Here is a 20,846-nt window from a genome sequence, read left to right as displayed (position 1 = left end):
TGTTGTTTAGATGTTTGATTTAACTGGTAAGAAAGCATTAGTTACAGGTGCTAGTGGTAGTATTGGTCTTGCAGTTGCTAAGATTTTATATCAGCAAGGGGCTTCTATTGGATTGCATGGTACGTCTTTGGAAAAATTAGAGAAAGTAGCTAATAATTTTGATGATACTAATCGTTTTTTCCTTTTCCCAGCTAATTTTTCAGATCGTTCATCTGTTGAAAATTTATCCAAAAAAGTCAACGAGGATATGGGGGATGTTGATATTCTTGTGAATAATGCGGGAATTGTAAGAGATTCTCTATTTATGCGTGCAAGTTATAAGGATTGGGATGACGTTTTATCTGTTAACTTAACGTCAGCATTTATTTTAACACGTCAATTAATTCCTGCTATGATTAAAAATCGTTTTGGTCGCATAATTAATATTACATCTGTTGTAGGATTTATAGGAAATGCTGGGCAAGTGAATTACTGTACTACTAAATCTGGATTAACAGGTTTCACTAAGGCGCTTGCACAAGAAACTGGTAGGCGTAATGTAACGGTTAATTGTGTTGCTCCTGGATTTATAGGAAGTAATATGACCGCTAACTTAACAGAAGATCAACAGGAGAAGATAATATCTTCCATTCCTATGAAACGTATGGGAAATGTTGATGATGTTGCTTCTGCCGTTCTTTATCTTTCTTCTATAGAGTCATCGTATGTTACTGGTCAGACTATTCATGTAAATGGTGGTATGGCAATGGTTTAAGAAATAAAAGTATTTCATGATAAAAAATAATGATTATTGCATATACAATATCTGAAGTGCTTTAAACTTATAAAACTAGTTCTTATTACTTATATGTTACTAAGATTTTGTCTTGTATGAAAACATCGTTTTAGTTGACATTAGTATGTAGTATTGGGATATAAGAATGATAATTGCCCGATAGGGTTTTTACATGTAAAATTTATTAAATAAAAAAATAAGGAATAATTTAATCATGTCAAATACTAATGAAGATATTTCTAATGCTGTAAAAGAGATTATTGTATCTCATCTCGGAGTTGAAATGGAACAAGTAAAAGAAAGTGCTCGTTTTATTGAAGATCTAGGTGCAGATTCTTTGGATACTGTTGAGCTCGTAATGAGTTTTGAAGAAAAATTTTCAATTGAGATTCCAGAAGATAGTGCTAAGAATATTTTAACTGTTGGTAGTGCCATTGATTTTATAAAAAATTCAAAGAAAAACAATTAAGTATTGACTTTTGTACTAAGATTAATTGTCTCAGTCTAGTATCGCTGGTTGGTTTGTCTCGTTTTTTATATAATTCTCTTAACTAAGAAAGTAGTGTTTTGAAAAATAAAATATAGCTATGAGGTATATGGTTAAATAGATTTAAATATAGGGCTAATATTACTTTCTATCTTTGTTATTACGTACGGATAAAGTAATTATTTTATATGTAAATTAAAAGTTTGATTTGGATGGATTATCTTCTAATATCATAGTTTTTATTTTAGATGGAAACGTTTCTAATGGGATCTTTGGATATGAAAAGCGGATCTTCTCCTGCAGATCTTTGCAAAATTAATCAGTTAATTTTATATGGAAGTTTACATAAGATGTGGCACTCGCCGATTCTAGATTGTTCCTCTATATGTTTCTGATTATGATAGCAATATTTTAAAAAGGAAAATATAGATTTATGAGGCGTGTAGTCGTAACTGGACTTGGAATGATTACCCCACTTGGATGTGGGGTTGATGTTAGTTGGTCTCGTCTTGTCGCGGGTGAGACAGGCATTCGACATCTAGATAAAAATTTTGATTTAGATGGATTGTCTTCTAAGATTGCGGGTTTGATTCCAACTGGAGATGGTTCTAATGGAACCTTTAATTACGAAGACTGGATTTCTCCTGCAGATCTTCGTAAAATTGATAAGTTCATTCTATATGGAATGGTTGCATCAGATATGGCACTAGCCGATTCTGGATGGTCTCCTAAAACAGATAAAGATCGTAATTCTACTGGAATAGTTTTTGGTTCTGGTATGGGAGGTATTAATAGAATCGTAGAAAGCAGTAATGTTCTTCGCGATAGTGGTCCTCGTAGGATTTCTCCTTTTACTGTTCCTGGAAGTATTATTAGTCTTCTATCTGGTAATATTTCTATTCGTCATAATTTAAGAGGCCCAAACCATGCTGTGACTACTGCTTGTTCTAGTGGAGCTCATGCAATTGGTGATGCGTCTCGTTTTATTGCTTTTGGTGATGCGGATGTTATGGTTGCTGGCGGATCAGAAGCTTCTATTTGTCGTTTAGGTATTGCTAGTTTTGCTGCATGTAGAGCTTTATCTACTAAATTTAATGATGATCCTAAAAAGGCTTCCAGGCCATTTGATAGAGATAGAGATGGTTTTGTTATGGGAGAAGGGGCAGGAGCTTTGGTTCTAGAAGATCTTGAGCATGCCAAGGCTCGTGGTGCTAAAATATATTCTGAATTAGTTGGATATGGTCTTTCTGGAGATGCTTTTCATATTACTATGCCACCAGAGGATGGTAATGGAGCATATCGTTGCATGTCATCTGCAATTTCTCGAGCTAAATTATTTCCTAGTGAAATAGATTATATTAATGCTCATGGAACTTCTACTATGGCAGATGTCATAGAACTTAATGCTGTCGAAAAATTGATGGGCGATAGCTGTTGTCACGTTTCTATGTCTTCTACTAAATCTGCTATGGGTCACTTGCTTGGAGCCTCAGGTGCAGTGGAGGCTGCTATTTGTAATCTTGCGATTCGTGATAGTATTGTTCCTGCAACTCTTAATTTAGATAATCCTTCCAAAAAAACTTTCATAGATTTAGTCCCTCATAGGGCAATCAAAAAGAATATTAATATTGCTATGTCTAATTCGTTTGGTTTTGGAGGAACAAATGTTTCTATAGTGTTTAAAAAATTTCAGGATAGTGATATTTGATCACTTGTTTTTCTATATAAATATGTTTATAGCACTCAATTTGTTATATTAATATATTGGTGTTTGAGAAAGTTTATCCCCTTGAAAGTGATTAGATTTAATAGAGCATTTTTGTTAAAATTGATCGTTCCTTTTCTAGTCTTTTTGATGTTTATCATTGGAACTTATTATGTTTATCTAAAAAGAATTTATAATGCACACGGTCCTCTTAAAGAGAATATAGTCCTTTTGATACCCAGCGGTACGTCATTAAAAGAGTTTTCAAAAAAATTATTCAATTCTGGAGCAATAGTTGAACCATATATATTTCGTTATTTAACTCAGTTATATTTTGGATCTCAAGGAATTAAAGCAGGAGAATATGAGATAGAAAAAGGTTCTTCTATGCTTAAAATTGCTGAAAAGGTTATGTATGGGAAAGTTTTGATGCATTCAATTTCTTTCCCAGAAGGATTTACAGTAAAACAAATTTTTAAAAAGTTAAGAAATGATGCTTTTCTTGTAGGTGAATTACCATCAGAATTGCCTCTTGAGGGTACGTTAAGTCCAAATACTTATAAGTTTCCTTTGGGTACAAGTCGATCTGAAATTTTAGACCAAGCTACGACAGAACAAAAAAAAATAGTGGATTATGCATGGAATATTAGAGATGAAAATCACCCAATAAAAAGTAAAGAAGATTTTGTTATTCTTGCTTCTATTGTTGAAAAAGAGACATCTAATGATGATGAACGTGCTCATGTTGCTTCTGTTTTTATAAATCGTCTCTCAAAATCTATTAGACTTCAATCTGATGCAACAGTTATTTATGGTATTGTAGAAGGTGATTATGATTTGATAGATAAAAAAAATATTCAGTCTAATTTCTCTAAAAAAACACTTTACAATAGTTATCTTATGAATGGATTGCCTCCAACGGCTATTTCTAACCCGAGTCGATTATCTTTAGAAGCAGTTGCCAAGCCACTACATACTGAAGATTTCTATTTTGTCAGTAGTGGTAAAGGTAAGCATACTTTTTCTACAAATTTTAAAGATCATAATATTCATGTACAGAAGTGGCGTAAACTATCTTTATGTTCTAAGAATTAATTATTCTTGCATATCTTTAAAAGATTTAATTTCTATGGAAATTTCCCCATATACAAAATTTTATTCTTGATTATACTATTGTTTTTTTATTTTTATTAAGTTTTTTAATATCTTATTAAACAATTGTGTAATATTCAAAATGAATAAATAGTTAAATTAATTGTTGTAGATAAAATATATTTATATTAATTAATAATGCGTGGTATTTAAAATTATTGATATTGCTAATATTGATTTAGTTGGATTGTAAAAGTATAACGTTATAGAATATTTTTTATCAAAATTAAGTATTAAAAATATTATAGAAAAATATGATTCAGGTATTGCTCTTGAATGAGAAACAAGTTACTAAAAAAGTATTGATCTAATAATAAATGCAAGAATATTATTCTTGGGCCCGTAGCTCAAGGGTTAGAGCTAACGGCTCATAACCGTTCGGTTGGGGGTTCGAATCCCTCCGGGCCCACCATTTTGGTATTTTTTAATAAAAAATATTGTGATTAGTAACTTTCTGTACGCCATGTTGAGAATTACTGTAATCCTATTCATATAAATGATTTATGTATTTATTTCAGAATATGTTATGTTGCTCATTACTTCATAAATATTTTGATATTTTTTTATTCGTTATTTGTAATTTATCAGTATAGATATCATTAATCACAAGTATATACAGTTATAATTGACTTTGTGCCAATAATCATAAAATGAATTATGCTTTTATATAAATCGCATTCTTTATATTAGATATATTAAATAATTATTATTATTTGATGACTTAATTTTTAATTTTAACGACTATATTTTTATATTTAAAATATTTTATCTTAAAATAAAAAAGTAAGGATGAGGCAAGCTTATATTACTACTTTAAGAAGAAGTATGCACAACGGAACATAAAATATGTGTTGGCATGATGCCAGACCGTTACCGCCGGTAGCCCGGTATGTTTTATTTTTTAGTGTCATTTTAATTTTTTAAGGACAAGTAAATAATGACTATTCTAACTAATCTTCCTGCAATGTCTGCCTCACAAAAATTGCGGGATGTTAATTATAATTTGGAAGTAACACAAGATCGCGTTTCTTCAGGAATGCGTGTTGCTGATGCTTCTCATAATGCAGCTTATTGGTCGATTGCACAAATAATGAAATCAGATAATGCAGCTCTTTCTGCAGTATCTGATGCTATAGGACTTGGATCTTCCAAAGTAGATATTGCTAAGGCTGGGATTAATGAAGCTATTAAAGTTATTTCTAGTATAAAAGAAAAATTAGTTGCAGCGATTGAGCGTGGTACAGATTCAAGTTCTTTGCAATCTGATATTGAGCAGTTACAGGAACAATTGAAAGATATTGCAAAAGGAGCTTCTTTTAATGGTGAGAATTGGTTGAGATCGTCATTAGAATCTGAGTCTTCTTCTATTTCTAAAAGTGTTATTAGTTCCTTTATTCGTCATGATGATGGTACAGTTAATGTGACAACTATAGATTATTCTCTTGATAAGAATACTATATTATTTGATTCTTCAAATAATGAAGAACATCATGGTCTTCTTGATAGTAATAATAAGATCAAGATTAATAAACCACAATTAGAAGATGTATCTTTAAAGATACATAATTTAAACGGTAAATTAGTTAATAAAAAAGTTAAAATTGTAAATACTGATGCGTATTGGTTAAAAGCTGCAGGTGCTGTTTTTAACCAAGAAGCTGGTATTGCAGTTTTAGCAGATAACCCTAATACAGGAACCTCTTCTGGAAATGGAACTGGAGGGACAGCAACACCTGATTCTAGCACACAAAAAGTATATCTTCGCTTAGAAAATACTAATAAATGGGTACTTGCTACTACTGATGATAATATTGATATTGATGGTGTAAAATATAAAGGTATTGTTGCAAGAAAATTAAATAATAAACAATACTATGTTGATACACAATCAACTGTTATCGATTCAAGATCAGTACCTGAAGAAATAAGTACGAATTATTCTATAGTAACATTGGATATTACTAAGAGTGCAAATGATGATGTACATAATGAAACTAACGCTATACAAGAAATGCTTTCATTTGTTGATAGCAAATTACAATCTGTTACTTCTGCAGCAGGTAAAATAGGGTCTATTAGTTCACGTATTCATTTGCAAGAAGATTTTATAAAATTTATGGGTGATTCTATTCAAAAAGGTATAGGTCGCTTGGTTGATGCTGATATGTCAGTTGAGTCAAGTAGGCTTGCTGCATTGCAAACACAGCAACAATTAGCAATTCAAGCTTTATCTATTATTAACGGTTCTACATCAAGAATTTTATCTCTTTTCCGTTAGTATTTATCCTTAATATTATGGAATTTGAAGAACCACTTTTATTGTAAAGTGGTTCTTCAATAACTGTTTTATTTTCGATTTTGTAAAAAAGTATTTTTTATAATTTTATTGTATGGTGAAAAATGATGGATGCTATTTTATCTCGTCTTGAAGATTTTAGTATAGTAAGTTCATTGTCTGAGAAAGTTGGCTTTTCGGATACCACCAATGTAGATTTAATTTCTTCTCCTTGTATTAATTATCAAAAAGAGAGAGATAAAGCATATCAAGAAGGTTATAACAAGGCTGTTAATGATCTAGAATTACATTGGAAATCTAAGAATAATTCCATAAAGCAATCTTATGAGAACGAGATTGCTGATTTGCGTGAATTATTGGAATCCTGTACAAGCAAAGCTATTTCAGTTGCTGTTAGAGATTGTTTTAAATGTTTTTCAAACTCTTTGGAATCTGAAGCAATACGTATTTTAAAATCTATTTTAGATATAGGATTTTCTAATAAGGCTGCAATTGAATTTTCAAGAATTATTATTGATTCTTTAAAAAAAGGCCATTGCGGTAAAATAGTAATTCATTGTCCCAAAAATTTTCATTCGCTTATTGAGGAATTGTTGGGAGATTATTCTCCAATGGTTTGTTATGAAGATTCAAATACAGTGGAATTTTATACTAAAATTTCTGATAGTTTGATAACTACTCAACTTGAATCTTGGTCTTCTGATGTTAAAAGAAAAATAGAAATTCAGAAGGCTTTTAAATGAATTATAATGAAAATCTTAATAATAAAAATGAACAATTTATTTTCATAAAGAAAAAAGTAGACAAAAATGATTCAAAGCATTCTCTCGGCTCTTGGAAAATTGTTTATGCAGATTTCATGACAGTATTAATGTCTTTTTTTTTATTAATGTGGATTATTAATGCTACTGATGATAATACAAAAAGAGAAATAGAAGAGTATTTTAATCCTTTTGGTAAAAATTTACAGATTGCTCCTAAAGGAATTTTTAACGAAGAAGAATCCATTAAAAATTTTCCTCAAATTAATAATGATTTATCAATAAATTTAGGTACTAAAGATAATTTTGATGATAATATTTTTTATTTGAGTAATCCACAAAAAAGTGACTCAAATCAAGATCTTTTTGTACCATATTTAGAGCAGAGAAAAGTTGTTTCTAATAATAAAAGTCAAGAAAAAGCAATAAAGATAGAAGAAAATTATTTTCTTCCTCCTCTTGATAAAAAAATGATTCTTGAGATGAAAAGAAAAAAACGATCTCAAGAATTAAAAAAAAGAGTAAGTTCAAAACTATTAGGATTAGTATCAGATAATGTTAAAAAAGGAGTAATTTTCGATACTACGAATAATGGAACATTGATTTCAATTATTGATCAACATAATAATCCTATGTTTGATAAGAGTTCACATATACCGTTGCCAGAGACTGTTTTGATTATTCAAAAAATTGGAGAAGTTCTTTCTAATAGCAATGAAAAAATTTCTATTAGAGGTCATACCGATGCTAGTTTATTTCATGATTTTAAAAGAGATAATTGGAAGTTATCACTAGATCGTGCATATAGTGCTTATAAAATTCTGATGAAATCAGGAATTTCTGAAGATCGTATATTAAATATTTCCGGTTTTGCACATCATAGTCTTAAAATTGTATCAGATCCAATGAATGCAGCAAATAGACGAATAGATATTTTAGTAAAAGATGTACAGGGATAGTGCTTCTATGTATCAGAAATGTCTAATTTGTATAATGATTATAAATATGAATGTATTTTTAAGTTTCGCAATGGATAAAGATTTGGTTAGTTCTGTCGTTCCATATAAAAAAGTAAGATTATTGCAAAATGCATTTAATGATTCAGTTAGAGGAGATGTTTTAGTTCAGAAAAAAATTCCTTATATAGTAAAAAAAGTGGGATTACAACTACGTGAAACTGATATTGATGAATTTGCAGATCATCGTAATGTTGATGCAGTTTTGATATATACTATTATTTCTAAAAATATTTCTATTTTAGATTATTTGATTTCAAAAGATAAAAAAGGATATTTTAATATTGATATAGTTAGTGCTTTACAAAAATACGTTTCTGGTGAATTTAAAGAATCTATTGAAGCATTAAGTAAAATAAAAGATAAATACAAGGATAATACAGAGATTACACCATACCTTCATATTATTATGGGTAATGCTATGATGTCATTTTCTTCACAAAAAGCTGTGAAGTTTTTCGATAATGTTCGCCTTACATCTCCTGGTACTTTTTTAGAAGAAATTGCTTTACGTTATTTATTGGAAATTAAATTAAATAAAGATGTATATTTAGATGAGTGTGTATTTGGTTATATTCGCAGTTATATTACCAAATTTTATTATTCTATTTATAAAGATCGTTTTATAAATTTTTTATTGCATTTTTTATTTCATAATAAATGTAAATTAAACAATGAAGAAATTTTATTTATAATGTCGTTTTTATCTTTAGAAGATCAACGTGTAATTTATTTTAAAATAGCTCAAAAAGCTGTAATCCTTGGAAAAGGGAAAATAGGATTTTTAGCAGTTAGTCAATTAAAAAAAATTAGTAGTAGACTTGATTATAAAGATTTGAACACAATACAACTTTATGAGAATATTTTGAATATTCCATTTGTAGATATCATTTCATTACAACTTAGTACCTATAATATTCCTTATTACTTTCTTGATATAAAAGACATAAATTTAAAAAAATCTGCCGAGTTTATTATGTCTGAAATGGCACAATCTTTGATTAATATCGATTTTAATTATATCAACAAAGATTTTCCTTTATATAAAAAAGAACATGAAAACATGAATTTAAATTTAGATTCATTTATTAAAAAAAATCGCCAAAAAGTAGAAGGAATAGAATCTTTACTTAAAGAAGAGAGATAAATCATGAAGGAAGTTAATAATATTCCTTATAAAAATACTTTTGATAATAAGAATAATCATTTGGATTATACTCAAGGAAAAAAGAAAAATAATAATATAAAAAATATAGATAAAAATTCTGACAAACAAGATTTTGATTTTCAAAATCAATCTTTATTTAAACAAGTTTTATTAACTATTCCAAATACAGAAAGTCATATTGATGGAAAAGAAGGAGTATTAATTGATAATTATTTGACAAATACTTCTGTCGAAAAGTCATTGTGTTCTATTGTATCACAGTACTTAATTTTACGAGATACTATTGTTGATAATAAGGATATTTCTTCTATTGAGTCTTATTCAAATAGTACACAAGATATTGAACAAATTTTAAGTGTTCTCCCTCAGAAATTTTCTATTTTATCAGATAAAAAAAAATATAAATCATCCCTCAATACACCAATGACTATGAAATTTGATCTTTCACAATTAAAATCTAATACAAGTGAAAATAATAATTATGTAGGGAATGAACAAGAAAATTTATCAGGAAAGGAGCTATTTACAGAGGTAGATTTTTTAACAGAAAATCCATTTGACGTATTATCATCTGATGAAAAAATGATAAATCTAGAATGTTTTCTTGGTCAAAATAAATACTATTATGGTGATAGGTTTGATTCCTTTAAATATTTAGAAAATATTATAAATAAAACATCTTTTATGCGTTTTCCAATGATTCCAGAATCTATTACTTATACAGATAGAGGTTCTATTAAGACTTTAAAAATACATATAAAACCTAATAGTCCTGATAGCGTTATTGCTACGTTATGTTTGTCTGGAGACAATTTATCTGTAAAGTTACAAGTAGATTCTGATCATATCTATAAAAAAATTCAAACTGGACGCCAAGATATTTTAGATTCATTGAATTTTTCAGGATATAAGATTGATTGTTTCGATGTGGATTTTACGAGGAAAGATTCCTCTGAAATTTCTCAGGATTCAATGAATTATTTTTCACAACAACAGGGTTCTATGCAATCAAATAATTTTGATAGGAAGAAATCTGATTCTTTCATAAAAGAACGTGTGGGAAAAAAAATGTTATGGAAAGAAAAAATAAGTAATCCTATTTATAGTAATGGTGATATTATAGGAATTTATTCTAATTATATTTATGTATAAAATTTATGATTTTTATTTTTAGAACATGCTTGCTTTCTATAAGTATTTTTTGATGTAAAGAAATTTAGCCATTAGAAATATTTTTACTTTCTTAAAAATAATTTATGATTCAAAGTAAATATTTTTTAAATTCATCTAATAATTTATATTATAAATTAAGAATAAGTTGATTGATGTATTATTTTCGCATATCGTAAATGTTCCTTATTATGAGAATAAATATATTTCATTTTATAAATAGTATTATTTTATTTTTAGTACTTATTACTAAATAATCAAATCAGTATTTTATGCTTTCCTTATTATCTTAATTAAATGATCATGATCAACATAACTATCAACAAATAAATTAATATTTGAAGTTAATGCAATTAGTAAATTGTCTCAGTTACTTTCTGTAATTGATAGTAATTTCTTTGATTCGTACCGATTAATATTAAATAATATTTGATTCGGGAGAAAAAAGATGTTCGTTTTGATTGATGATCGTGCTTTAGTAAAAGATGGTTATATTTCTCTTTTCAGTGATGATGGGGTTTCATTAGAAGGGTTTCATTCACTTGATTTTGAAGAATGGTTTCAGTCTTTAGCACAAGAAGATATATCTGCAATTGAAGCTTTTCTGATAGGAAAAGGCGAAAAAGTAGTGGAATTACCACGTATTATAAGATCTCAATCGCAGGTTCCATTAATCGGTATTAGTGATTATCCATCTTTGCAAACAACCTTAGATTTTTTTGATTCTGGAGTAGATGATGTTGTTAATAAGCCTATCCACCATCGTGAAATATTAGCAAGGGTAGCCGCTATTCACAGACGCTTTAAAGTTTCTAATAGTCGTGTGGAGATAGGTCCTATTCGTGTATTCTCAGATGGACGTGATCCAGAAGTACAAGGTGAAGTATTTCCTTTGCCACGGAGAGAGCGTCGTATTCTAGAATATCTGATGGCTAATAGGGGTAAAAGAGTAGCTAAAACACAGATTTTTAGTGCTATCTATGGTTTGTTTGATGACGAAGTAGAAGAAAATGTAGTCGAGAGTCATATTAGCAAATTACGCAAGAAATTACGTAAAAAATTAGGATTTGATCCAGTTGATTCTAAAAGATTTCTTGGTTATTCAATTGATTGGAATTAAGTTAATAAAATGTTTATTATCACCAGTCTCACGCAAGGAGTGCAACTTATTCTCTGATAAGTTGTATAACATGTGAGGAAAATTCGATGACCATTTTAGGATCTATGAAGACTGCTATTTCTGGTATGGATGCACAATCTAATCGGGTATCAGCTGTTAGTGATAATATAGCAAATGTAAATACAATTGGGTATAAGCGTACTGCTGTTTCGTTTTCAACACTGGTTTTTCCATCTACATCAAACTCTCATGTTTCTGGGGGAATAGAGGTTCATGAAAATGATATGATATCCGCACAAGGATCTCTTATAAATACAGCATCTAACACGGATTTAGCTATTCAAGGTCAAGGATTTTTTATCGTAAAAGGAAGAGATAATACTAATTGTCTCACAAGATCTGGTGATTTTCATATTAATAATGAAGGTTTTTTAGAAAATACAGCAGGAGGAATTTTGTTAGGTTATTCCTTGGAGGATGATGATAATCCTCCTGTGGTAGTAAATAGTTTTGAAGGATTAGAAAAAATTAATGTAAAAAACTTTGAAATTAATGCAAATCCTACTACTTCAGGATTGATTTCTAATAATCTTGATAAAGATGCAGATATAGTAGATTCTAATAAAAGTCCAAAACACAATAATAAAGATTCTGAATATACTCATAAAAGTTCTTTCTCAGCATATGATATGTTAGGATCCCCTGTTATCTATGATTTGTATTATACAAAGATTGGAGATAAAAAATGGGAGGTATCTGTTTTTCGTCAAGATCAATCAACTAATAATTCTTTCCCATATAAGAATGGTTCTTTGGAGGCTGTAGATATATCATTTGATCCTACAAATGGTCGTTTAGATAATCTTTCTCCAAAAAAAATATACTTTACTGATAATACTTCAGGAGTAGATCAGGATATAACTATAGATATATCTAAAACTACCCAATTAGCAGGTGGTTTTATTCCGCAAAGATATACTATTGATGGTTATGCTGCAGGCAAGCCAAAAGATTTTAATGTCAGCAAGGATGGGTATGTAGATGTTATTTACGATGATGGTACACGGGTTCCAGTTTATCGTTTAGCTCTTGCAACTGTTCCTAGTCAGGATAATTTAAAAATTTTTGATGGTAATACGTATCTTCCAACAGGTGATTCGGGTGAAATAAGTATTGGTCTACCGGGTAGTCATCAATATGGAGAAATTTTTTCTGGAGCTCTAGAAACTGCAAATGTTGATATTGCTAATGAGTTAACAGAACTTATAGAAGCACAACGCAATTACGCTGTTAATTCAAAAGTATTCCAAACAGGTTCTGATTTTATGGATATTTTGATTAGTCTTAAAAGATAATTTTATTAATAGGAGTTATCATAATGTCTCTTTCAGCTGTATTTAATAAAGCACAGAATATTTTTAGTAATGCTAGTAAACAATTTGCAACTATTGTTGGAAATATAGAGAGTTCAGATAATAAAAATTATGTATGTCGAGATGCGATGACTTCTATAAACCCTGAAGGAGTAAAAGTTGTTATTCAGCGTTCTGAAAACAAGAATATGTTTGATAAATTATTGGATGCACATTCTTCTGTTGCGGGACAGCAAAGAATTTTAGAAAGCTTTGAAGCGTTAAAAGGAATAATGGGTGCTGATAATCAATATAACAATTCTCCTACGTATCATATTTCTAAGCTTAGAGATTCTCTATCTTCATATTCTAAAAATCTTCCGAAAAATATTTGGGGAAAACAAGTTATTGATGATTCAGAATTGGTAGTTCATAATTTAAATCATTCTGCTAAAGAAATACAGAAAATACGCGCAGATGCTGATAAGGAAATTGATTTAGAGATTTCTAACTTAAAAGTATTGTTGTCTGAATTCAAATTTATCAATGATAATATAAAGTTAAAAACTGCTGTTAATAATGATGCTAATGATTTTTTAGATAAGCGTGATGCATTATTGCAAAAAATTTCTGAAATAATTGGTATATCTACTATTGTACGCAATAAAAATGATATGGTTATCTATACTTCGGATGGTGCTACGTTATTTGAAACAGTTCCTCGTGATATCAATTTTGAGAAGATGGATGTTTATACTGCTACAAGTAAAAGCAATCCTGTTTTTGTTGATGGCGTAGTTATTTCTCCTGATAAGGAATCATTTGCTCAACAAGGTAAGATTAAATCACTTTTGCAAATACGTGATAGTGTAGTTCCAATGTTTCAAAATCAGCTTGATGAAATGGCAAGGAGTCTTATTAGTTGTTTCTCTGAGAAAGATCAAGTAGCAGGTCGTTCTAAAGATATTCCTGGTTTGTTCATTGCTGATGGGATCAAAACATTAGATGATAGTAACAAAATACATATTGGTATTTCCACAACTATTAGCATTAATCCTAAGTATCGTTCTAATCCATTATTTTTGAGGGATGGTGGATCTACTTCCAACAATTTTTTGTGGAATGTCAAAGGCTCAGAAGGATATTCCGATCTTATTAATCATTATTGTGATTCTTTTAATAAAATTTTTTCTTTTAATTCTGAAGCAGGAATAAGTACAAACGTTAGTTTATTAGAATATGCACGCAATTCTATTGGGTGGCTAGAAAAAAATAGATCAGATAGTCATGATTTTAATATGAAAAATAAGGTTGTTTTGAATCATATTTCTGAATCTTATTCGAATACTACAGGTGTCAACCTCCAAGAGGAACTAAGTTTTCTAATAAAAGTAGAGCAGTCTTATAATATTTCCAACAAGCTTATAATGTCCATTAACAGGATGTTACAAACTTTATTAGAAGGAGTTAAATAAATTATGAAGTTAAGTGGTATTCCAACATCTTCTATATTTGATCGCCTTAATATCTTAACTAAAGGGTTTAATAGCGACATTATTAAGTTACAAACAGAATCTATTACAGGACAATCTTCAGATTATGGTTTGAAATTAGGATCAAGAGTGACTGGTATTTTGGAGATAGAACAAGAAAAAAGCCATATTGCAGCTATGCTAAATGATAATGCCCTCGTTAAAAAACGTTTGTCTGCATCACAAATAAATCTTGGCAGTATGGGAGATATTGTTGAAGATCTGCTTCAGAAGATTATGTTTATTCAAGATAATAGTGAAGAAATTATTATTGATCAAGTTTATAATGAAGTCCAAGTTTCATTCAAATCTTTTATGTCATTCGCTAATATGAAAGATGAAGGACGGTATTTGTTTTCTGGTATTAATATATCAAAAAAACCTTTGAATGATTATTTTTCAAAGGATTCTCTAGCAAAAAAATCTTTTGATCAAATGTTAAAAAAATTTCTTGAAGATAATTCAAAGTTATCAGGACAGAAATTAGAAGTTTCTTCTATGACCAGTCAGCATATGAATGATTTTTTAAAACAATTAGAAGATAAATTTTCAGATGACGAATATTGGTTAAAGAATTGGTCAAACTCATCTAATCAAAATATTAATTATCGTTTACAGGATGTAGAAAATATTGATGTTTCTGTTAATGTTAATACGAAAGGGATAAGAGATTTTATGCTTTTTTCAGTAATTGGAACTGAATTTTTAAATAAAAATATGACAGAATCAGCTAGAAAAGTTGTTAATCAAAAGATGATTTCTACTATAGGAAAAGGATTGTTAGATATTAATCATCAGCGTGCTTCTTTAGGTATATCTGAAAAAAGAATTGATAAAGAGAATGTATTTCTCCAAGGAAAAAGCAATATTATTGAGGTTTTATTTTCAAAATCAGTAGGCATAGATGGATACAAAGTAAGTACTCAATTATCAGAATTAATGAGTAAAATTGATATGTCCTATATGATCACTTCTAAACTACAGAAATTAAGCTTATTGAATTACCTTTGATATTTAACCGTATCTAATACCAGAGGAGAGTTATATACATGTATCATAACTACCAAGAGACTATACAGGAATCTCCAGTAGAATGTAAAAAACGAGAACAATTGGTTCTTGATAAGTCTATTTCTTTATTATTAAGCGCACAACAGTCTTCTTCAAATGGTAAGAAAGTTGTTGAAGCACTATTCTACACTAGTCGAGTGTGGGTTTTGTTTATACAAGATTTGATTTCTGAAAACAACCAATTACCTCAAGAAGTAAAGTTAAATCTTATTTCAATTGGTTTGTGGATTTTAAAAAAATGCGAGCTTATTAGGAATAATAAATCAAATAATTATCAGGAGATCATTGATATTATTGCTATCGTGAGGGATGGATTAAAGTGAGTAGCCCTTTGCGAATTTCCCTTAAAGCTGGTGATAGAATATTTTTAAATGGCGCTCTCATACGAGTTAATAACAAAGTTATTCTTGAGATTTTAAATGATATTACATTTATACTAGAGCATCACGTAATAAGAGAAGAAGAAGCCTTAACACCATTTCATCAGTTATATCTTATAGTGCAGATGATTTTTCTTCTCCCTACTAAAAAAGATTATTTAATAAATCTTTGCCAACGGTATATAGGTGTTATTTTTGGTTTTATTAATAATCAACAGATGATTTTAGCACTGAAAAATATTGAATTTTTATTAGATTCTGGTCGATTTTTTGAAGCTTTAAAAGAAATTCGGAATCTCTATTTAAGAGATAATATAGATGTCAATGGCAATGAAGTTTTTTCATCAATTTTCCAATATATGTGCCAGGAGATATTAAATCATGGAAATTAACACAGAAGTAAATTCTATACAGAAAGAAATTTTAAAAACAAAACCTAATAAGACAATGGGTCAAGATGCATTTTTAAAGCTTTTAATTACTCAAATTAAACATCAAGATCCAACAGAGCCAATGAAAGCCAGTGAACAAGTTGCTCAATTAGCTGTATTTTCTCAGATGGAGCAATCTGTACAAATTAATTCTAATTTACAAGAATTATTGAAAAGTAATAATTTATCACAGGCTTCTAGTTATATTGGTAAGAATATTACAAACTCTGATGGATCTATAAGTGGTCTTGTTAATAGTGTTGAAGTATCATCAACAGGCTTAACTGCAATTACTGCAGATGATAAGGAAATTCCAATTACAACAGGTATTAGAGTATCTAGTTAATATTTTTGTAAATTACGACTTCACTTAGTAAAAAGAGGTCAATATGAATGAAGCAGATGTTTTAGAAATTGCTAGAGCAGCAATGTGGACTATTCTATCAGCAAGTGCTCCTGTGATTTTTGCAGCGATGTTTTTAGGTACTGTAATAGCTTTTTTACAAGCTTTGACTCAAATACAAGAAGTAACTTTGACTTTTGTACCTAAAATTATTGCTGTTTTTATTGCTCTTATTATTTCAGCACCGTTTATTGGTGGACAAATATCCTCTTTTTTTACTTTAGTACTTTCGCGTATTCAATCTACTTAAATTGTATTCATTTTCACACAATTTTTATGCATTAAATATATCGAAATCCATTTATTTTTAGATTGAGATTATAAGATTAAAGTATGACGCGATCATTAACGGGCATATCTGATTTAAATAGTCGGAATCATTTACACGATTTTGCATTGTCTTTTTGTATTGTCATTATTATATGCATCCTTTTTTTGCCTATACCTACGATTCTGCTTGATGTGGGATTAGCTTCTTCTATCGCACTATCAATATTGATATTGATGGTAGCGTTATGGATTGATAAACCTTTGGATTTTTCTTCTTTTCCTACGATTCTTCTCATTGTTACAATTATTCGTTTATCGTTAAATATTGCTACTACGCGTGCTATTCTTTCATTCGGTCATGCTGGACATGGCGCTGCAGGAAGGGTTATCTCTGGATTTTCATCTTTAGTTATGTCAGGAGATTTTGTAATCGGATTGATTGTATTTATAATTTTAATTACAATTAATTTTATTGTTATTACTAAAGGCGCAACGCGTATCGCAGAGGTTGGAGCTCGTTTTACATTAGATGCTATTCCTGGAAAACAAATGGCTATTGATGCTGATTTATCTTCTGGTCTTATTGACGAAGAAGAAGCTAAAAGTCGTCGTAAAGAACTAGAAAAAGAAAGTGCTTTTTTTGGTGCAATGGATGGAGCATCAAAATTTGTACGTGGAGATGCAATAGCAAGTATTATTATTACAGCAATTAATATTTTAGGTGGTATTGTTATTGGATGTTTTCGACATAATATGTCAGTTAGTAATTCTGCTGATGTATTTGTTAGATTGTCAATAGGAGATGGATTAGTATCACAAGTACCAGCACTTATTGTTTCTTTTTCAGCAGCTCTTTTAGTATCTCGTACAACTTCAGTTGGATCAACAAATACTGCTATAGTTGATCAATTATCTAAATATCCCCGTGCATTATTTATTTCATCATTTTTTATGATGATTTTATCTATCACGCCTAATTTACCAGCTTTACCTTTTATAATATTAGGTTCTTTTTTTGCTTTTGCAGGATGCTATATTCCTTATAAAGATGAATTAAAACGTCTTGCACAAATCGCTTATATTCAAGAATCCGCTAAACAAAACCAAGAATCAGAAAAGTTGAATTTTACTACTGCAGGCATTGAATTAGTACTGGGAAGCTTGGTTTCTAGTCGTATACTTTCTTCTCAAGGTGATGTTTTTGCACGTACTGCTAAAATACGTAGAAAGTTTGCTATACAATATGGATTTATAGTTCCAGAAATAAAAATTACAACTGATATATCTGTTCCTGAAAAAGGATATACAATTAAAGTATATGGAACAACAGTTGCTATAAGCGAACTTCGTATTGGAGAAGTTTTAGTTATTTTAGGATCTGGTGATAAACCTACTTTCCCAGGAGATGAGGTAAAAGAGCCTGCTTTTGGTATGCAAGCTATTTCTATAATGGAAAGTTTTTCAGATGATTTAAGGCGTCAAGGATTTCATCCTATTGATAACCTTTCTGTTGTTCTAACTCATTTAACTGAAGTTATTCGTAATAACTTATCTCAACTTCTTTCCTATAAAGATGTGAAAAACCTTATTAGTAGGTTGGATTCTGAATATCAGAAACTTGCAGATGAAATATGTGCTTCTCATATATCTTATTCTGGAATACAAGCGGTTTTGAAATTATTATTAGCAGAGCATGTATCTATTAGAAATTTGCCATTGATATTAGAATCAATCGCTGAAGTAGCTCCACATTTTCGTAAGACTTCACATATAGTTGAACAAGTTCGTATTCGAATAGCACAACAGATTTGTGGTGATTTAGCACCTACAGGCATCTTGAATATTCTCAAACTAGGGAGTAGTTGGGACGCTGTTTTTTATCAGGCTATACAAAGAGATTCTAAAGGAGATTGTGTAGATTTTAATGTGGATCCAAGTGATGTTGAAATGTTTTCAGACAGTGCTACTAATGCAATTCGTCAATACATAGATCAAGGCATAGTATTTACTATCGTTACTATACCAGAAATTCGTTTTTATATACGCATGATACTTGAGAGAACATTTCCATCTATAGCGGTTCTTTCTCACATGGAAATATCCAAAGGATTAAAAATAAATATTTTAGGCATAATTCCATGATAATTTCGGGAGAAATTATCATCATGTATCTATTTTTGATTATTTGCCGTATCGGTGGTTGTATTATGTTTTTACCAGGAATTTCAATGGTATATATTCCGATGCAAGTAAGGTTTTATTTTGCTGTTGCATTTTCTATAATACTGCTTCCATTTATTTGGGATATAATTGATATTCAAAAGTTTGAAGATAGGTCATATTATTTGAAATTAGTAATGGTAGAATTATTTGTAGGCTGTACGTATGGCTTGTGTATGCACATATACACACTTGGTTTGCAGTTTGTCGGAAGTGTTATATCCACTACAATCGGTTTAAATTTACAGCCAAGTATGGGTATATCTGATTCCAATTTAGAAACGCCGTTTAATTCTTTAATTGGAACAATATGTTTATTAGCGTTATTTATAATGGATTTTCATCATCATATTTTTTACGCTATTGTGCAATCTTATTTGACAGTTTCTATTGGGGAAGGATTTGATATCAATGATATTTTTCCTTCTTTTGTTAGCATATTTCAAACTACGTTCATTATCATGTTGAGGTTGTCTAGTCCTTTTTTATTTTTTTTTATAGTATTTAATATTTCTATTGGTTTATTAAATAAACTAGTACCTCAGATTCCTGTTTATTTTATCTCTACACCTTATATGATTGGTGTAGGATCTTTGTTTTTATATTTATTGATTGATGATATTATATATCATTTCTCGCATTCTTTTTTATATGGATTTATTCAGTAGTATTGGAATTATCTGATGAGATTTCTAGATTCTAAAACATTAGATAAGCTTATTAAATTGCAGAGTTGTATTAAAAACGTTGCAGAAGTAAACGTTTGTTATACTGTATTTGAACGTAAAAAAATTAATATTTTAAGAGAAAAATTAATAGATTCAATAAATTCAATCGCATTAACTAATCCTTTGCTTGCTTCACATTATTCAAATTTCTACCATTCTTTAAGTAAAAATGAAAAAAAAATAGCTAGTTTACAGTTAATTCAAGAAAAGATACTTTCAATAGAAAATATAAAAGTTGATAGATTAACTAAGATTAAAAATATGAGCTCTATGTTAGAAGAACGTAAATATAGTGATAAAAATAATGAAGAAAACATAGAGCAACGCATACTATTTGATGCAGTTTCCCGCAAGTTTATGTCTTTATAAATAGGTATTATAATTTAGTTTTTATCAAAATATAGCGGTTGATATTAAATGAAAGTTTCTTCTTTTAGTGATGGTATACCTCAATTGCAGAGTATGGAAAACAGTAATTCTGTAAAAATCCCTCAAGGGGATACTTCTTTCAAATCTTTATTTCAAGTAAAAGATTTACAGGAAAAATCTGATAAATCTAAGTGTCCACAAGAAACAATGCAAAAGTTACAAGGTTTTTTATTCCAACATTTTATTAAGTCTATTTTGCCAGAAGAAACATCTAAATCTTTAGGAGGAGGGTTTAATGGAGATTTTTGGCAAGATATTTTGGCAGAAAATATAAGCTATTTCATAGTAAAACAACAAAAAATAAATCTTAATCTATCTGAGAAAAGTAAATAAAATTGTTTTTCTTTATAATCTTATAGAACCGTAAGATAGGTTACATA

The 20,846-nt window shown here is 29.4% G+C and carries 22 protein-coding genes and 1 tRNA gene; all 23 read left to right on the top strand.

Translation table 11 applies throughout. From position 1 onward, the window contains the following. Positions 1-10: 10 nt before the first annotated feature. Positions 11-754, top strand: a complete 744-nt coding sequence (gene fabG / locus GY664_RS03435) for a 3-oxoacyl-[acyl-carrier-protein] reductase (protein ID WP_333948074.1) — start codon at positions 11-13, stop codon at positions 752-754. A 235-nt stretch (positions 755-989) separates the two neighbouring features. Next, positions 990-1,244, top strand: a complete 255-nt coding sequence (locus tag GY664_RS03430; protein ID WP_333948073.1) for an acyl carrier protein — start codon at positions 990-992, stop codon at positions 1,242-1,244. A gap of 281 nt (positions 1,245-1,525) precedes the next feature. Further along, positions 1,526-1,657, top strand: a complete 132-nt coding sequence (locus GY664_RS03425) for a hypothetical protein (protein ID WP_333948072.1) — start codon at positions 1,526-1,528, stop codon at positions 1,655-1,657. Between the two features lie 38 nt (positions 1,658-1,695). Beyond that, positions 1,696-2,970: a beta-ketoacyl-ACP synthase II gene (gene fabF / locus GY664_RS03420; RefSeq protein ID WP_333948071.1), complete on the top strand. Its 1,275-nt coding sequence runs from the start codon at positions 1,696-1,698 to the stop codon at positions 2,968-2,970. A gap of 111 nt (positions 2,971-3,081) precedes the next feature. Then, positions 3,082-4,062: an endolytic transglycosylase MltG gene (mltG, locus tag GY664_RS03415; RefSeq protein WP_333948070.1), complete on the top strand. Its 981-nt coding sequence runs from the start codon at positions 3,082-3,084 to the stop codon at positions 4,060-4,062. Between the two features lie 393 nt (positions 4,063-4,455). Next, positions 4,456-4,531 (top strand) — tRNA-Ile (locus GY664_RS03410). A 525-nt stretch (positions 4,532-5,056) separates the two neighbouring features. After that, positions 5,057-6,397, top strand: a complete 1,341-nt coding sequence (locus GY664_RS03405) for a flagellin N-terminal helical domain-containing protein (RefSeq protein WP_333948069.1) — start codon at positions 5,057-5,059, stop codon at positions 6,395-6,397. Between the two features lie 125 nt (positions 6,398-6,522). Further along, a complete protein-coding gene (locus tag GY664_RS03400) occupies positions 6,523-7,158 on the top strand; it encodes a hypothetical protein (protein WP_333948068.1) in 636 nt (211 codons plus the stop codon). After that, complete coding sequence (locus GY664_RS03395) at positions 7,155-8,135, top strand: flagellar motor protein MotB (protein WP_333948067.1); 981 nt, start codon at positions 7,155-7,157, stop codon at positions 8,133-8,135. The genes GY664_RS03400 and GY664_RS03395 overlap by 4 nt, the downstream gene beginning before the upstream one ends. A gap of 70 nt (positions 8,136-8,205) precedes the next feature. After that, positions 8,206-9,339 carry a chemotaxis protein gene (locus GY664_RS03390; protein ID WP_333948065.1) on the top strand — a complete coding sequence of 378 codons (1,134 nt, stop codon included), beginning with the start codon at positions 8,206-8,208 and terminating at the stop codon, positions 9,337-9,339. A gap of 3 nt (positions 9,340-9,342) precedes the next feature. Then, positions 9,343-10,512 carry a flagellar hook-length control protein FliK gene (gene fliK / locus GY664_RS03385; protein ID WP_333948064.1) on the top strand — a complete coding sequence of 390 codons (1,170 nt, stop codon included), beginning with the start codon at positions 9,343-9,345 and terminating at the stop codon, positions 10,510-10,512. A gap of 466 nt (positions 10,513-10,978) precedes the next feature. Continuing rightward, the gene (locus GY664_RS03380; RefSeq protein ID WP_333948063.1) at positions 10,979-11,650 is read left to right on the top strand and encodes a response regulator transcription factor; all 672 of its coding nucleotides are present in this window, start codon (positions 10,979-10,981) and stop codon (positions 11,648-11,650) included. Between the two features lie 86 nt (positions 11,651-11,736). Further along, complete coding sequence (locus GY664_RS03375) at positions 11,737-13,005, top strand: flagellar hook protein FlgE (protein WP_333948062.1); 1,269 nt, start codon at positions 11,737-11,739, stop codon at positions 13,003-13,005. 23 nt (positions 13,006-13,028) lie between these two features. Then, positions 13,029-14,477, top strand: coding sequence for a flagellar hook-associated protein FlgK (gene flgK / locus GY664_RS03370; RefSeq protein WP_333948061.1), 1,449 nt, complete (start codon positions 13,029-13,031; stop codon positions 14,475-14,477). Positions 14,478-14,480: 3 nt separating this feature from the next. After that, on the top strand, positions 14,481-15,545 hold the full coding sequence (locus tag GY664_RS03365) for a flagellar hook-associated family protein (RefSeq protein WP_333948060.1): 1,065 nt from the start codon (positions 14,481-14,483) through the stop codon (positions 15,543-15,545). A 38-nt stretch (positions 15,546-15,583) separates the two neighbouring features. Next, on the top strand, positions 15,584-15,928 hold the full coding sequence (flaF, locus tag GY664_RS03360) for a flagellar biosynthesis regulator FlaF (RefSeq protein ID WP_333948059.1): 345 nt from the start codon (positions 15,584-15,586) through the stop codon (positions 15,926-15,928). Further along, entirely contained in the window at positions 15,925-16,377 is a 453-nt protein-coding gene (locus tag GY664_RS03355; RefSeq protein WP_333948058.1) for a flagellar biosynthesis repressor FlbT, read from the top strand. The genes flaF and GY664_RS03355 overlap by 4 nt, the downstream gene beginning before the upstream one ends. After that, positions 16,367-16,762, top strand: coding sequence for a flagellar hook assembly protein FlgD (gene flgD / locus GY664_RS03350; RefSeq protein WP_333948057.1), 396 nt, complete (start codon positions 16,367-16,369; stop codon positions 16,760-16,762). The genes GY664_RS03355 and flgD overlap by 11 nt, the downstream gene beginning before the upstream one ends. 43 nt (positions 16,763-16,805) lie before the next feature. Further along, positions 16,806-17,069: a flagellar biosynthesis protein FliQ gene (fliQ, locus tag GY664_RS03345; RefSeq protein WP_333948056.1), complete on the top strand. Its 264-nt coding sequence runs from the start codon at positions 16,806-16,808 to the stop codon at positions 17,067-17,069. Positions 17,070-17,152: 83 nt separating this feature from the next. Beyond that, on the top strand, positions 17,153-19,231 hold the full coding sequence (gene flhA / locus GY664_RS03340) for a flagellar biosynthesis protein FlhA (RefSeq protein WP_333948055.1): 2,079 nt from the start codon (positions 17,153-17,155) through the stop codon (positions 19,229-19,231). Between the two features lie 23 nt (positions 19,232-19,254). Beyond that, entirely contained in the window at positions 19,255-19,977 is a 723-nt protein-coding gene (locus tag GY664_RS03335) for a flagellar biosynthetic protein FliR (protein ID WP_333948054.1), read from the top strand. Positions 19,978-19,992: 15 nt separating this feature from the next. Beyond that, positions 19,993-20,406: a hypothetical protein gene (locus GY664_RS03330; protein ID WP_333948053.1), complete on the top strand. Its 414-nt coding sequence runs from the start codon at positions 19,993-19,995 to the stop codon at positions 20,404-20,406. Positions 20,407-20,454: 48 nt separating this feature from the next. Continuing rightward, positions 20,455-20,799, top strand: coding sequence for a hypothetical protein (locus tag GY664_RS03325; RefSeq protein ID WP_333948052.1), 345 nt, complete (start codon positions 20,455-20,457; stop codon positions 20,797-20,799). The last annotated feature ends 47 nt before the right edge of the window (positions 20,800-20,846 follow it).

This window comes from Candidatus Liberibacter brunswickensis (assembly GCF_036858155.1).
In the GTDB taxonomy this organism is placed as follows: Bacteria; Pseudomonadota; Alphaproteobacteria; order Rhizobiales; family Rhizobiaceae; genus Liberibacter; species Liberibacter brunswickensis.
Note: the sequence above shows the minus strand (reverse complement) of the source record. Positions and strands in the feature narration are given on the sequence as shown.